The 15,642-nt window shown below is 49.0% G+C and carries 10 protein-coding genes and 1 pseudogene; all 11 read right to left on the bottom strand.

What is annotated here, in order from left to right:
* Positions 1-72: 72 nt before the first annotated feature.
* On the bottom strand, positions 73-2,295 hold the full coding sequence (locus tag EKO24_RS00850; protein ID WP_241674347.1) for a putative bifunctional diguanylate cyclase/phosphodiesterase: 2,223 nt from the start codon (positions 2,293-2,295) through the stop codon (positions 73-75).
* A 166-nt stretch (positions 2,296-2,461) separates the two neighbouring features.
* Positions 2,462-5,383: a chemotaxis protein CheB gene (locus tag EKO24_RS00845; RefSeq protein WP_127029478.1), complete on the bottom strand. Its 2,922-nt coding sequence runs from the start codon at positions 5,381-5,383 to the stop codon at positions 2,462-2,464.
* A gap of 488 nt (positions 5,384-5,871) precedes the next feature.
* Complete coding sequence (locus tag EKO24_RS23360) at positions 5,872-6,201, bottom strand: ISAs1 family transposase (RefSeq protein WP_277752478.1); 330 nt, start codon at positions 6,199-6,201, stop codon at positions 5,872-5,874.
* Positions 6,180-6,749, bottom strand: a complete 570-nt coding sequence (locus tag EKO24_RS23355; protein ID WP_277752477.1) for an ISAs1 family transposase — start codon at positions 6,747-6,749, stop codon at positions 6,180-6,182. The genes EKO24_RS23360 and EKO24_RS23355 overlap by 22 nt, the downstream gene beginning before the upstream one ends.
* A 119-nt stretch (positions 6,750-6,868) precedes the next feature.
* Positions 6,869-8,476: a type I restriction-modification system subunit M gene (locus EKO24_RS00835; RefSeq protein WP_127029479.1), complete on the bottom strand. Its 1,608-nt coding sequence runs from the start codon at positions 8,474-8,476 to the stop codon at positions 6,869-6,871.
* A gap of 47 nt (positions 8,477-8,523) precedes the next feature.
* Positions 8,524-8,865, bottom strand: a complete 342-nt coding sequence (locus EKO24_RS00830; RefSeq protein ID WP_127029480.1) for a PIN domain-containing protein — start codon at positions 8,863-8,865, stop codon at positions 8,524-8,526.
* A complete protein-coding gene (locus EKO24_RS00825) occupies positions 8,852-9,091 on the bottom strand; it encodes a hypothetical protein (protein ID WP_127029481.1) in 240 nt (79 codons plus the stop codon). The genes EKO24_RS00830 and EKO24_RS00825 overlap by 14 nt, the downstream gene beginning before the upstream one ends.
* Before the next feature lie 20 nt (positions 9,092-9,111).
* Complete coding sequence (locus EKO24_RS00820; RefSeq protein WP_127029482.1) at positions 9,112-10,230, bottom strand: AAA family ATPase; 1,119 nt, start codon at positions 10,228-10,230, stop codon at positions 9,112-9,114.
* A complete protein-coding gene (locus EKO24_RS00815; protein WP_127029483.1) occupies positions 10,227-11,498 on the bottom strand; it encodes a restriction endonuclease subunit S in 1,272 nt (423 codons plus the stop codon). Before EKO24_RS00815 ends, EKO24_RS00820 begins: the two co-directional genes overlap by 4 nt.
* Positions 11,495-12,499: a PDDEXK nuclease domain-containing protein gene (locus EKO24_RS00810; RefSeq protein ID WP_127029484.1), complete on the bottom strand. Its 1,005-nt coding sequence runs from the start codon at positions 12,497-12,499 to the stop codon at positions 11,495-11,497. The genes EKO24_RS00815 and EKO24_RS00810 overlap by 4 nt, the downstream gene beginning before the upstream one ends.
* Positions 12,492-15,533, bottom strand: a pseudogene (locus tag EKO24_RS23455) (type I restriction endonuclease subunit R). The gene EKO24_RS00810 and the pseudogene EKO24_RS23455 overlap by 8 nt, the downstream one beginning before the upstream one ends.
* Positions 15,534-15,642: the final 109 nt, after the last annotated feature.

Raw genomic sequence — 15,642 nt, 5'->3', positions numbered from 1 at the left:
ACAAGTTTTTAATTGCTCTAAGGCATGGTTACTTCCTTCTTCCCGACTGCAAACAACGGTCGCTTAAAACGTTCAGGCCGGAACTGCAACCAACAGCTTCTCAAACTCCTCAGCGGGCACCGGCTTTGAGAACAAGTAACCTTGCCCGTAATCGCAACCGGCGGCCATCAACAAATCGTATTGTTGCTGCGTTTCTATGCCTTCCGCAATAACCTTGATGCCCAATTTATGCGCCATCACAATGATCGCTTCGCACAGCGCCAGATCATTGTTATTCGGACAGAGGTTACGGGTGAACGACTGGTCAATCTTGATATAGTCGATGTCGAATTTTTTTAAATACGATAATGAAGAATAGCCCGTCCCGAAGTCATCCAGGGAAACTTGAATACCGGCATCGCGAAAAGCCAACAGTTGGCCGGTAATGATGGCTCCCGCATCCATCAGCAGTCCTTCGGTGATTTCTATAACGATGCCTTGCCCAGGCAAGCCGAGTTCCTCCAAGTAGTCAAACCAGGCCAAATGCCCTCCTCCCGCTTTTTGGAATTGCACCGGCGATTTATTAATACTGATCTGGAAATCGGCATGGTACTCCGTCCGCCATTGCAACGCTTGCTTCGAGGCTTCGCGAAATACCCATTCGCCAATATCGATGATCATGCCGCTCGCTTCGGCGACCGGGATAAATTCAGCCGGATTAATCAAACCGCGGGCCGGATGCTGCCAGCGCAGCAGTGCCTCGGCTTTATGGATAAGGCCGGTACTTAACTCTACAACCGGCTGGTAAGCAAGCCAGAACTGGGATTCGGGCAGTGCGACGCGCAGATCGTTAATCAGCCGCATTTTAGCCATTGCGGCTTCCTGCATCGAGATCGTGAAATAGTGGCGGCAGTTGCGGCCTTGGTCTTTCGCCGCATACATCGCCTGGTCGGCATTTTTGATCAGCGTGTCGATGTCATCGGTATCTTCAGGAAACAAGGTGATGCCGATACTGACGGATACATAAGCAATCTCACCCGCTAACTCGAACGGCTTGGTAAGCTGACACAGGATGTCCTGGGCAAGACGCTCAATACTGTCGCGCTCTTGCAATTCAGGAAGAATAATCGTGAACTCGTCTCCGCCCAGACGCGCAACGGTATCGGTACTGCGGACGCAATTGAGCAGCCGTTTTCCCATTTCCTTAAGTAACAAATCGCCTTTGCTGTGCCCCAGCGTATCGTTGACATCCTTAAAATGGTCGAGATCGAGAAACAGCAGCGCCAAAGGTAGGTCCATTCGCCGCGATTTCTTTATTTCCTGCGCCAAACGCTCGTAAAACATGTGGCGATTCGGCAGTCCGGTCAATGAGTCGAAGTTGGCCTGTTGCCAGATCGTCTGTTCCGCATGCTTTTGATCGGTGATGTCCGAAAACATCGCCACCCGGTAACGTACCCCATGTTGCTCGTCATAGACGGTATTGATCGTCAGCCGTTCAAGATAAGAGTTGCCGTTCTTGCGACGATTCCATATTTCGCCTTGCCAATGACCCGTTGTTTCCAGCGCCTTCCACATGGATCGGTAAAACTCTTCGCTTTGCAGCCCGGATTTAAGCAATGAAGTGGATTGACCAATGGCCTCCTGCAACGAATAACCGGTGAATTCGGCAAAAGCCGGATTAACGCTAACAATCCTGTTGTCGGCATCGGCCACGAAGATGGCCTCGCCTATCGCCTGGTAAACCAGATCGGCGAGTTTCAATTTCTCTTCATAAACTTTACGGTCGGTAATATCGATCAGTACCAGGTGGCAAAGCTGGTCGTCACCATTGGCGATGGCTTCGACATGAACAATAAGCGGTGCGCTTGGAGAGCCCGGCAACAGGGTCAGCTCACAGTGTTTGACAGTCTGTCCTGCAAATACGCCGGCCAGGAAATCATTAAATACCGGCAGAGAATCAGCGCCGATAAAAGCCGGAAAGCGTTGCTGATTTAATTGCGCCCGGAAAATGCCTAGCTGCCTGGCGGCTTTGAGATTGATCCGGTGGATAACGCCGTCCCGACCCAATGTAAGATAACCGACCGGCGCCATGTCATAGAGTTCGGCGTAACGTTCAAGGTTAGCTTCCGCTTCCGCCTGCGCTATCAACAATTCCTCATTCTGCATTTCCAATTCGATCTGGTGAACCTGTAGTTCATGAAGCAATTTTTTTACGTCGGCTTCAAGACTCGATGGCATTGGATACTGTTGAGTAAGCTGCTGCTCGGCCCGCTGACGCAGGCTGCCATTGTCAAACTGCTTGATTTCCTTTGCCACGCAACCTCTCTTTGTGCATTATGAATATCCCGGTATCCGTTAAAGAGATATTATAAACTGATTCCGGAAGCTATTTTGAAATGATTAAGGCTGCCGTCCTGATAAAGCTGAGTTGAGCAGCTTGTCTGCTCAAACGAAACTTATGCCCTTTGGGTATAAATAGGCTTTACAAATAGATCTCCGGATTTCCATTATGGCTCGCATCCATTCCTGACGCTTTACACTCTTTCTTATAATGGGTAATCACTGTACGGATAGAAATATACTGATACGGTTCGCCTCTCGCATTGAGGAAAGGCACGATAGTGGTATCGACCCAATATAAAGAACCGTCTTTGGCACGATTGCAAATCTCCCCCTTCCAAGTGTGTCCGCCGGCAATGGTTCTCCATAAGTTGGCCATAAACTCCTTATCATGGTGCCCTGAATTGATCAGGCGATGGCTCTGACCAAGCAGTTCTTCACGCGAATACTTGGAAATGCTGCAAAAGTTGTTATTCACATAGGTAATGATGCCTTTCCGGTCCGTGATCGCCACAATCGCGTGTTCATTCAATGCCAACTCAAGATTTTTGGCAAGGCTGATATCGACAAACGTAATCACCACCCCGTCGATTATGTTATCCATGGTTCGATAAGGCATGATGCGTACATCAAACCAGCGCCCGTCGTGAGTTTGGATTTGTTTGTCCGAAACCACCAGCTTATGCAGCACCTCGGTTGCGTCCTGCTGCAATAGCGGGTAATCCAGATCGGTTGTAATGTCGCTTAACGGCCGTCCTTCGTCTTGAGGCAATAATCTGAAAATCTGCGTAGTATGAGCGGTAAAGCGGCGCAAATGCAGTTTGTTATTCAGAAACACCGTGGCAATTTCAGTGCTGTTAAGCAAGTTCTGCATGTCATTGTTGACCCACTGTAACGAATCCAGCTTGGCTTGCAGTTCTCCATTTACCGTCAATATTTCCTCGTTTACCGACTGCATTTCTTCTTTGGCAATCAGCATTTCCTGATTTGCAAACTGGCCTTCCTCGCGGCTGGCCTTCAATTCTCCCTGCAAAAACTGTATTTCATCGCGTAAAGTTTGTATTTCCAGCTGGGCTTGTTGCAGCGCCTCGGGAAGCGGAAGCTTGGCGTTGCGTTTACGGGGTCTCGTTGTGGCGATGTCGGCAAACGCGATAATGACATTACCGCGCAATGCCTGTAGCTGTTCGATAGCCTGCACCGTTACATTAACGCTATGCACGCCGCTTTCGCCGGTTATCTGAACATTATCCAGGTGTACCGCCGTATTATGCTGCAATGCCAGGCGAATCGATCCGATCAGCGCCTGGCGCAAGCCGTCGCGCGCCATCGCATGAATATTCAGGTTGGCTTTGCCGACGGAAGGTTCCAGGTACTTACCCGTGTGACCGCTAAAATACAGAATGTCGCCCTCGGCATTAACCAGTACCGCTGCCGGGGTATAATACGCAAGCAGCAATTGCTCCATCAGTTGTTGCAGATTGACCGGCAGGCTGGAATCGTTAACCGGCTGCCTGATCGCAGGCGCGGAAATAAAATGCCTGTTGGGAAAACTCACCTCAGGCTTTGGCAACGGATTGTCGATACAGCGGAACAGCCGCACCTTAGTGCTCACCGGTGTAAACAGGGAGACAAAATTGCCGATGCTTTCGGCAGAACCCAGTAACAGTAAACCGTGCGGGTTTAGTGCATAGTGAAATAACGGCAACACTTTTTTCTGTAAATCGGCGGAGAAATAAATAAGCAGATTACGGCAGCTTATTATGTCCAACCGGGTAAACGGTGGGTCGTTGATGACGTTCTGCTGGGCAAAAATGATCATTTCGCAGATTTCATCTTTAATTCGGTAACCGTTGATTTCTTCGTTAAAGTAGCGGCTCAGCCGCTCCGGCGAAACATCGGTCAACCTATGGGTGGCGTAAAATCCTTGGCGTGCCTGCGCTATCGCATCCGCATCCAGATCGGTAGCAAAAACCTGCAGCGAATAATGCGCGCTCGGCTTTAATTGCTCAATCGCTTCCATGAAAACAATTGCCAACGTATAAGCTTCTTCCCCAGTAGAGCAGGCGGGCACCCACACTCTTATGGTTTTGCCGTCCGGATAATTGGCTATCAGCGCCGGTATCGCCTCATCTCTTAATATGTCCCATGTTGACGGATTGCGAAAAAAACTGGTAACGCCGATTAACAGTTCCTTGAATAATAACGCCTGCTCTTGAGGGTTCTCGCGCAAATAACGGATGTAAGTGGCGATATGGTCGAGCTGGTGCAGTGCCATGCGCCGTTCGATACGGCGATATAAAGTACTTCTTTTGTACAGCGAAAAATCGTTGCCGGTTTGAACGCGGAGCAAAACGGCAATTTTATCCAGAGAGCTCAAGGAACTGTCTTCCAATAGTTGTCCTGAAGCGGCAAAAGTGTTTTTGGGAGCTTGCTGAAGATAACTGACCAGATGTGCAGGCAACTCTGCGGCCGTACTGACAATATCGGCCAATCCGGCATCAATGACGCTTCGCGGCATACTGCCCAATTTGGCTTCGCTGGGATCCTGGACCATCACCAAGCCCGATTTTTCCTTAATGGCTCGCAGGCCCAGCGTACCGTCGGCGCCCATCCCCGAAAGCAGGATGCCGATGCTTTGATTACGGCGGTCTTCGGCCAAACTGCAAAAAAAAGCGTCAATCGGCAGCCGAAGTCCTCGCGATGCGGCTAAATCGAGTAAGAACAGCGTACCGTGAAGGATAGACAATTCTTTACCGGGAGGATTTATGTAAACGCAATCCCGCTTTATTTTCATACGATTTTGGGCTTCCAGCACCGTCATCGACGTCATCCGTTGCAGCAATTCCGCCATCATGCCTTTGTAATTAGGGTCCAGATGTTGAATAACGATAAAAGCGACACCGATATTGTCAGGTACATGACTAAAGAATTGTTCGAGCGCTTCAAGCCCTCCTGCCGATGCCCCGATACCGACGATTGGGAACAGGCTATTCGCAGAAAGGGAAGTAAGACCGCTGACCGAACCCATGGAAAACGGGCTGTTGGCGGTAATTAATTTTTCCATGCATGATTCCTAATTATCTTATGACTCTATAACTGCCGCAGACACGGTTGTTTATATGTAGTGAATATGCGTAACATCTTCCGCCATGAAGTCTTTTAAAACCAAGGACATAATCACAAGCAACTGAAACATATAAACTTTTTAATATAATTGCTTATGATAACATAATCTTGGCCGGCATATATTTATGCGCGTCTGGATTTGTCGGAAATGAGTCAGAGATAATGCTGCGTAGCTATACAGCGCCCAGGGCAATCGCGCTATGCCTTTCTTTTACCAAAGATCAGTTCCTCGCGGTAACGGTCACTCAAACAAGCACGGAGCTTTCGCCGGCGCAGACTGTCTTTACTGGGGCCATTGTTGTTCAATAGGTTTAAAGCCGCACGCCGGATTAAAGCCAGATTTTCCGGCGAATGATCTTTCCTGGCCCGGTTGTCGTCTTCTCCGAACTGTACATCCAGTACCCAATGTTGCTGGTTTTCGATACCTCAATGTTGCCGTACACTCTCGGCAAAGCGTTCCAAACCGGTGAATGAGCACAGAGAATAGCGGCTCTCCACGGACGTTTTATCGCCGACGATCCGCGTCGATTCCACCCGGCCAACGGCGGCCAAGCCTTTCCATTCGAGCTTCTGTTCGAGCCAGCCGATCCCCGTACTTAAACTGCAACGGCGAATTTCGATGCGACCATGACCTTTATCCAGCGTTTCATGCACCGGCAGCCGCCCTGCCGCCGTTTCGGTATCAAGCCAGAGACGGACGTCCTCGCACAAACTTTTGTGATTGTCTTTCAACGCTAAGGTAATCGGCCTTGGCATCGCCTAATGCTTTGGGCGATGTTTTTCTGGCAACCCATCGCGTCTATAGATACTGTCGAACCGGCAATGTCCAGCATCGACAACAGATTGGGAATCGCCGTAATCTCGTTGGTTTTCTCGCCGACGGCCTGCCGCCCCAACACCCAACGAGCCTTTGCGGCATAGGCGCTCAGTAAAGGCACGGTGCTGTCGCCAACGCGGCTGCCCCGCAACGTTTTATCATCCAGATAGATTTGTTCGCCTAACAGGCTCGGCAGCGCCGCTTCAACCCACTGCAAAAACGCCTCCTGAAAGGCGTTGGGATCAATTCGGCCCAACACATCGCTTAAGGTATCGTGCGACGGCATGCCGTTCGGCAATTCCAGAAAACGACGCAACCAAGGCTCTTTCTCTTCTGCGAACTCTTCCATACCCACCCAGTCTTCGATGCCGCTTAACACCGCACACAAGACAATCAGTAAAATATCGCTCAGCTTATGCAACTTGTTTTTCGTTTCACGGCGCGGGTCTTTAATCGTTTGAAAATAGGGCAGCGGATTAAGTAGCATCCTTGTTATCTCGGCAAATTTTCTATTTTATACGCCATGCTCTGTCAATAGCCGAGATAGCGCGATTGCCCTGATACAGCGCCTGCGTTTCTTGACATATGAAAATAGAGCCGTTTGGCTCAAGGCAAAGGCGGCAGCCCCAGCTCCATCAGAAATTGGTTATGCCTGTTAGTGCTTGTGGCAATATTTTTCTCTAAATCAACCAGCTCGGCATTAACCACCTGCAAGTCAATTTGGATTTCCGCTTTGGCGGTACTGACATAACGCGAGATATTCAGGTTGAAATCGTTTTTCTCAATTTCTTCCATTGGAACGCGACGGGAATAGCGCGCTTCTTCCTTGCGATATTGGTAAGTATCTATAATTTTGTAGATATGTTCAGGTAGCAAGCGATTCTGGCGTTTACCTTTTTCGAAGTGTTCGCCGGCGTTGATAAACAATACATCGTCCGGCTTCTTACATTTTTTCAATACCAAAATACAAACCGGTATGCCCGTGGAGAAAAACAGATTTGCAGGCAAACCAATTACGGTGTCGATATGGCCGTCTTTTAACAGCTTGGTGCGGATACGATCCTCTGCGCCGCCACGAAACAAAACCCCGTGCGGCAGAATGATAGCCATAGTGCCTTGATCGCTTAAAAAGTGAAAACCGTGCAGTAGGAAGGCAAAGTCCGCAGCGGATTTGGGAGCAAGACCATAGCTTTTAAACCGGAAGTCTTCGCCCAAGGCTTCGTTCGGTTCCCAGCGATAGCTAAACGGCGGATTAGCGACCACGGCGTCGCATACCAGCTTTTTGGCGGGGTTCATTTCGTTTAGCTTATCCCAATCGTTCAGCAAGGAATCGCCGTGGTGGATTTCGAATTCGGAATCTTTCACACCGTGCAGCAGCATGTTCATCCGCGCCAGGTTGTAGGTAGTAATGTTTTTTTCCTGACCGTAGATTTTGCCAATACCGTGAGGGCCAAGTTGCTTGCGCACATTCAACAATAGAGAACCGGAGCCACAGGCAAAATCCAGCACTTTATCGAGCTTAAGCTTTTTGCCGGTGGCCGGTTCCTGGCTGTCGAGGGTAACGATTTCGGAAAGAATCGTAGAAATCTGCTGCGGCGTATAAAACTCACCGGCTTTTTTGCCCGAACCAGCGGCAAACTGTCCGATCAGGTATTCGTAGGCGTCGCCCAGAATATCGCTGTCGGTAGAAAACTTGGCGATGCCTTCGGCGATTTTGCCGATGACGGTACAGAGCTTGGCGTTACGGTCTTCATATTTTTTGCCGAGCTTCTCGGAGTTGAGATTAATTTCCGAGAACAATCCTTGAAAAGTGCTCTCGAAACTTTGATTTTCTATGTACTTGAAGCCTTTTTCCAAGGTGTGCAGCAATTCGCCGTCTTGCGTTCTAGCCAGCTCGGCAATGCTGCTCCACAGGTATTGCGGTTCAATCACATAATGCACCTTGCGGCGCATTTGTTTTTCAAATTCAGGCACATCATCAGTATTCGCTGCATACCACAGCGACAGCGGCGCACGCTTATCATCGTCTGCAAGCTTGGGGTAATCCGGCCCCAGTTCTTTTTTGGCAGCCGCCTCATAATTGTCCGACAGATAACGTAAAAACAGAAACGACAACATATAGTCGCGAAAATCGTCGGCGTTCATCGCGCCGCGAAGTTGATTGGCGATGTCCCAGAGTGTGTTGCCTAGTTTATTGAGTTCTTGTTCGGTCATAGAGAGTCTGATGATTGATTGGTCCGTTGCATAAATTGATTGAGCTTCTAGTCGAATGTAAACACTTCCTGCCCCTCTACCGTGCGATAAGCGCAAAGCAAGGTATCCACAAAATCGAGCGAACTGCTGCCGAAATATTCAAGCGCTTTAACGAATACTTGCGGCTTTTCCATGGTCACCAGTGCTTCGTTCAACAAACCGGTTAGCAGTTGTCGAATCTCTTCTCGATCCACGGCATAGACTTTTTGCAGTACGTACACCACTTCGCAAGCCGCTTCGATGGGCAAGGTACCAGTTTGCTGCTCCAGAATTGCCGCTGCTTTCGCCGATAATTCGGCATGATCGTCAAGCAAATAACGTAAGACGATATTGGCATCAACCAAGCTCATCGTGTTCCCCTACTGAATCCAGCCATGCCGCTTGCTCCTTTTCCATTAGTGCCGGATTGGCATAACGTTTCAAGGCACCGCGCAAGCTTTTTTTGCCCACCGGCGGCGTGGCGGATTGCTGTATGGCGAGTACAATAATTTCAACTTCTTGTCCCCAAAATTGCGTCGGCAGTTGGAGATGGACTTCGCCGTTTTTTACTATCTGAATGCTACGAATTGCTTCCATTGGTGCATGCCTCTTAGTGGTTATGGTCGGCCCCTTGATGCTGCCGTAGTTTCTGTAATCATCTCCGGCAGATCAAATTTATATCGATCCAGGAAGACCCGTAGAATATTCTGAAAAAGTTGCTTGGTATCCTCGCCCATTTCTTTAGGTTCGTAGGCCGAGTATTTACCGTGGCTGAGCAAATTTAACGCGCGGGCAAACAATACTTCGTCATCGATGCCGTGAATGCAGCTAGAAAAATCATCAGAACCAAAAAAGGTAGCCGTTTTTTCTAAAATACTGCGCAGCATATTGAAGTGATGGGTGTACAGTTTGCCCGACTCCGATGCTTTCTGTAGTTCGGCCAGCATGGCGACATGGTGGAAGAAAGGTGTGTCATCGGTCGCTCGCAAGGTGTAGGTGCCCGAACCATTACCGCGATGCAAAAAATAAGTCTTGTGCGAAGTTTTCTTCAATTCGTTACACATCACATTGAAAAACAGGCTGTGGTGCGATGAAATCACCGTCTTCACCCTATTCGTTCGGCGCTTAAGCAGTTGCGCCAAATCACTGGCGACGGCAATCGCATTGTTGTCGTCCAGGGACGAAATCGGGTCGTCAATATAAAAGTATTTAACCCAGTCATAGGCTTCCGCTCCGTCGAGGGTTAATTCACAAATCGCCAAAAAAATACACCAGATAAAAATATTCTCTTCGCCGCGCGAAACTTTAATGTGGCTGGCGTCACCTTTGAAAAAGGTAATAGTCCATTTTTCGTAATCGATTTTGAAATCAAACTCGGCGTAACGCTCCAGATAAGAAAAAATTTTTTCTTCCAGCGCCAGCTCTTTAAAGCCCTTAAAGAAACCGGAACCCGAGTTGATTTTTAAAACGCGCTCGGTATCGTTGCTTAAATCGTTGTCCCAATGAAACAGGTCTTCGGTGTAGGCATTGAAATACAGCGTATCCCTGGCAACGCCTCTCTTGCGTTTACCGGCCGCTTTAAATTCCATGGAAAGGCGGGTTTTACCGGTGCCGTTATAGGCGTAAAGCAAAACAAAATCGGAACCGCCGTTATTGGAGTCTCGCAGATCATCGCGCAGTCGATTAACTAAGCCTCTTATGTTCTTGTACTGATAGATTTTTGGCTTGCCGCTCATCCAACTATCTCATCAACGGCGGGGAATAGCTGCTGCATCAGGCCTTTTTTATGGGCTTTGAGAGCGGTTAATTTTTGGGTTTGGGCGGTGATCAGGTCGTCGATGGAAGACAGGCAATCGGCGATTTTTTGTTGTTCCTCTGGGCGGGTAACGGGAAGAGGCATGGCCATGAAATCGCCATTTGCGATAGCCATTCTGTCATGTCTGGCGCCGGTGCTAGATGCCTGTCGCATGTATTGATGCCAGCCCGTTGTCTTGAAATAGTTAGAGTAAAAATCGTTCTGGTTGTTGTTGAATCGGAATACGATATACAATGGCGACATAACCCCTGCTGCGACATTGTTCCTTGAAATCGGGCCGACCGGAGCTGTTGTTGAAATGCGTGGGTTATAAACGTAATCCCCTTTTTCGACGACAAAATAGCCTTCCAAATTGCTTTGATTGGCTATGTACTTATCAAAAAAATCCCGCTGGTCAATCACACCGAATTCGGCGGAGTTGGTAAGCACACGGTTCAACTTCCCTTGGCCGTTTTTCTGCTTACAGCGTTTTGCCAATTGACCGAGCGGAATAGCATTCCAATCCCCTGCATTCCGAAACTCAGGAAAGCGCAGTTTGGGGACGGTTTCGCCTTCGGCGGGGAATAGCTGCTGCATTAGGCCTTTTTTATGGGCTTTGACAGCTTCGACTTTTTGGGCTTGCGCGGTAATCAGTTCGTCGATGGAAGACAAGCAATCGGCGATTTTTTGTTGTTCGATCTGTGGAGGAATTGCCAAATCCAGCTTTTCTAAATTACTTTTGTATAGGTGAGCCACCGTATCACCTTGAGCGACCTTGGCAATTTCAAACTTAAGTGCTCCGTTGAGGTAATAGCTAAGAAAAACTCCATTTTGCTTAGAGCGAATCACGTTTAGATCACTACCTAAAGCAACATTTTTACGCATAACGCAAGCAGCCGTTGCAATATCAATCTTGGTCTCGCCGGAAGAGGGTATTACCACATCACCCGTATGACTTAAAAATAACTCATTTGGCGACATGTCTGTTTTTGAAATAACGTTATCAATCAGCTCTCCGTAAATTGTATATAGCTCACCATAGCGTATACATGGCTGATTGCCGTTTGGTTGTATGTCTGCTTTGGAGATGCCTTTGCCTTTATAAAATTCGGCTATATCGGCCAACCTCTTCTTCTCCCACTCCCCCGCATCCCGAAACTCAGGAAACCGCAACCCCGGCACCAAACCCTTTTCCATTGCTTCACTCATCTGTCTCCCTCAAATTCCTGCGCCAGCAGCTCATGCAATTTAGCCTGTATCAATTTTTTATCGGGCAATTGCAACTGGTATTGCGCAATTAAGGTTGGCGAGAGGTTGCGCGATAGCGCGTATTCCACGACTTCGTCGTCTTTGTCGCGGCACAGCAAGACGCCGATACTGGGGTTTTCATGCGGCTTTTTCACATCGCGATCCAGTGCTTCCAGGTAAAAACTCAGTTGTCCCATGTGTTCCGGTGAGAATTTGCCGATTTTCAGTTCAAAGGCCACCAGCGCCGACAGGCCGCGATGATAAAACAGCAGGTCGATATAAAAATCCTGGTTGCCGACTTGCAAACGGAATTGTTCGCCCATGAAGATAAAGTCGCTGCCCAACTCCAGAATAAAAGTCTTCATGTGCTGGATCAGGGCGGTTTGCAGGTCGTTTTCGCTGTGAGTTTCCGGCAGGCCGAGAAACTCCAGCACGTAGTTGTCTTTGAAGGCTGCGCTAATTTGGGGATGAAATTCTCTCAACGGCGTTGAGAGTTTTGGCTGATCCAGCCTGGCACGCTCAAATAAACACGCGCTGATTTGCCGATCAAGCTCGCGAACGCTGTATTTCTCATCAATAGTCAGCTTTAAATAAAACGCTCTTTCTTGTTGGGTTTTACAGCGCGAAAAAATAGCCAGGTTATGCGACCAGGGCAATTCTCTCGCCAGCGCTGAGAGTTTTTCATCAGCCTGATAGGTTTCGTAAAACTGCTTCATGCGCCACAGGTTCTTATCACTGAAGCCTTTGACGTCCGGGGCGTTGTGCGCAATGTAGTGCGCCAATTCGGTGACGACGCCTTTACCCCAGGCTTCGCTTTGCACTTTGTGGCTGATGGTAAGGCCGATTTGCCAATACAGGTCAATCAGGGCGGTGTTGGCTTGGCTAAAGATTTTCTGCCGCGCTTGCTGGATGTGTTGTAGCACCTCGCTGAACACCGGGTTGGCTGTGGCCGGTTTATTCATACGCCGCTAATCCTGAAATTTCGCGGCCTTGGGCCAATTTGTGTAATACCGGCAGCAGGTCTTCCATCAGGGCCAGCTCTTTTACTCTTCGCTCTTTCCACCCCAACTCCAGTGGTTCGAGCAAATCCGTCAATTGTTCGCCATCAAAAATCATCCGGCTCATGATGATATCCACAAAGGCTTGCAGGGCTTGCGGTTCCAGGCCGTGTTTTTCTGCGATAATTGACAAATCGTTTGCTGCCTTGGCCGCTTTAAAGGCCTGGTAGCCGTCGCGGATCGCCTGTTCGTTCAGGCTTTGGCCCGCCGGCAAACTATTGATGTAGGCAATGATATCGTCGCGCTCGCCCATCAAATTGGCGCTGGAGCCGATCAGTTCGATCAGTTGCTGGCGGGTCATTTTTTGTTTGCCGGTTTTTTGCGTCGATTTGGCGATTAAAGCCATGATGTAGTCGTAATCGATCACCGCCGAGGCGAACAGCACAAATTCAAAATCCAGTTGTTGCACCTCGGCGCTGACGTCGCCGCCTTTGTTTTGCGCGCGCTTAAGGTCTTGGGCGGTTTCCAGATACATGCCTTTAAAGCCGCGCAGAGTGTCTTCGGGCAGCAGTTGTTCGACATGGTTTTTACTGTCTTCGCTTAAGTCGGTGTATTGATCCAGCTGGGTTTTTAGGCGCTGCACTTCTTTAAAGTGGTTGATAAATCCGGCTCGGGCATCATCGCCTTTCAGGTTGGCTACTTGTTCCGGCGCGCAATCCAGGCCTTGGGATTGCATAAAGGCGTCGAGCTTGCTGACGGCGTCTTGCAGTTTTTCGATCACGACAGGCGCCGGATCGACCAGCCAAATTTCTTTGGCTTGTTCCGCTGATTTGCCGGAAAATAGGGTAATGGCGGCGTCGACTTCTTTTTCCTGGCCGCGAAAATCCAATACGTTACCCCAAGGCTTGCTGTCATTCAGCACCCGGTTGGTGCGCGAGAAGGCCTGAATCAAACCGTGGTGTTTGAGGTTTTTATCGACGTACAGCGTGTTGAGGTATTTGGAATCAAACCCGGTGAGCAGCATATCCACGACAATGACAATGTCGATTTTGTTTTCGCGCGAATAATCCCGGTTGGAATACTTGTGGTCTTTAATGCGCTGCTGCACATCCTGATAATACAGGTCGAACTCGTTAATGCTGTGGTTGGTGTCGTACCGGCTGTTGTAGTCGGCAATGATGGTCGTTAACGCGGCTTTTTTCTGTTCCGGCGCTTCCTGATTGTCGGCCTTTTCTTGTTGTAATTCGTCTTGCAGTTGTTTTACGTCGGCGAGGTTTTTAGCGCTCTGATTGTCGTTGTCTTTCGCCAGCATCTGAGTTGGCGGAGAGAACACGCAGGCAATGTTTAGCGGCTGAAAACTGTCGCCTTTCGTTAGCTTTTGCGCCTGCATAGTTTTGAATAACTCGTAGTATTCAATGGCGTTATTGATGGAAGCCGTCGCCAGAATGGCGTTGAAGCGGCGCGAATTGGTCGCGGCATCGTGTTTTTCCAATATGGCTTTTACGACGGCTTCCGGCGGCGGAATGACGGATGCTTTGGGCTTGCTCTCGCCCTCGGTTTTATCGTCTTTGCCGTAATAGTCAATGTGAAAGCTCAACACATTTTTGTCTTCAATGGCATGGGTGATGGTGTAGGCGTGCAGTTCTTTTTCGAATATATCCTTGGTGGTTTTAAAAGAGCCGAAAGTACCGTCGATTTGCTTGTAGCTGGCGTTGTCGTCAAAAATCGGCGTGCCGGTAAAGCCAAACAGTTGCGCTTTGGGAAAGAATTCTTTAATGGCTTTGTGGTTTTCGCCGAATTGCGAACGGTGGCATTCGTCGAAAATAAACACAATGCGCTTATCGCGTAGCGGTTCCAAGCGTTGTTTGTAGGTAAGCTTACCCTTTTGTTTGTTGCTTTGGTTGCGCTTGCTGTTTTCGTCCAGCGCCAGGCCGAGCTTTTGGATGGTGGTGACGATGACTTTGTCGGCGTAGTCTTCCGACAGCATGCGCCGTACCAGGGTTTCGGTGTTGGTGTTTTCCTCCACGCAACCTTCCTGGAAGCGATTGAATTACTCGCGGGTTTGGCGGTCGAGGTCTTTACGGTCCACCACGAACAGGCATTTTTCAATGTCAGGATTGTCTTTAAGCAATGTGGAAGCTTTAAACGAGGTGAGGGTTTTGCCGCTGCCGGTGGTATGCCAGATGTAGCCGTTGCCCCGATTTTGATGGATGCAATCGGTAATGGCCTTGACTGCATAGATTTGGTATGGGCGCATGATCATCAGCTTGTGCTCACTGGCGACCAACACCATGTAGCGGCTGATCATTTGGCCCAACGTGCATTTAGCCAGGAAGTTGTCGGCAAAGTCGTGCAAGTGGGCGATTTTGCTGTTTCCTTCGTCTGCCAGTTGGTAGATCGGCAAAAAGCGCTCGTCGGCGTTAAAGCTGAAGTGCTGGTTGTGGTTGTTGGCGAAGTAGTAGGTATTGCTTTCATTGCTGACGATAAACAGCTGCATGAAACACAGCAGCGTGTTTGTATAGCCATTGCCGGGGTCGTTTTTGTACTCAACGATTTGCTCCATGGCGCGGCGCGGGCTGACCTGGAGTGTTTTCAGCTCAATCTGCACGACAGGGACGCCGTTAATCAGCAGAATCACGTCATAACGGTGGTGGCTGTTCTCGGTGTTGATGCACAGTTGATTGACGACTTCAAAGTCGTTTTTGCACCAATCTTTGATATTGACCAGGGTGTATTGCAGCGGCGTTCCGTCTTCCCGCATGAAGGTATTGCGCTCGCGCAGGGTCTTGGCGGCAGTGAAGACGTCGGCGGTGACGATTTCGTCGCGCAGGCGGGCGAATTCCGAATCGGTTAGATGGACACGATTTAAAGCCTCGAATTTTTTACGGAAGTTTTGCTCTAGTGCCTCGCGGTCGCGAATATCGGAGCAATAGGTGTATTTAAGATCGGTCAACTTGCCGATTAAGCTTTGTTCGATCTGGTTTTCTTTTATGGTCATTTGAAACTTTCAAAAAATATTCTAAGTGCGTGTTTTAAAAGTTTGATACCTTCCCCGAGGACAGCCTGGTCAGCATCAAATTAATCATGGCGATATGAACGAATGCTTT

Source organism: Candidatus Methylobacter oryzae (assembly GCF_003994235.2).
Lineage (GTDB): Bacteria > Pseudomonadota > Gammaproteobacteria > Methylococcales > Methylomonadaceae > Methylobacter_A > Methylobacter_A oryzae.
This window is presented reverse-complemented; position numbering and strand designations above follow the sequence as displayed.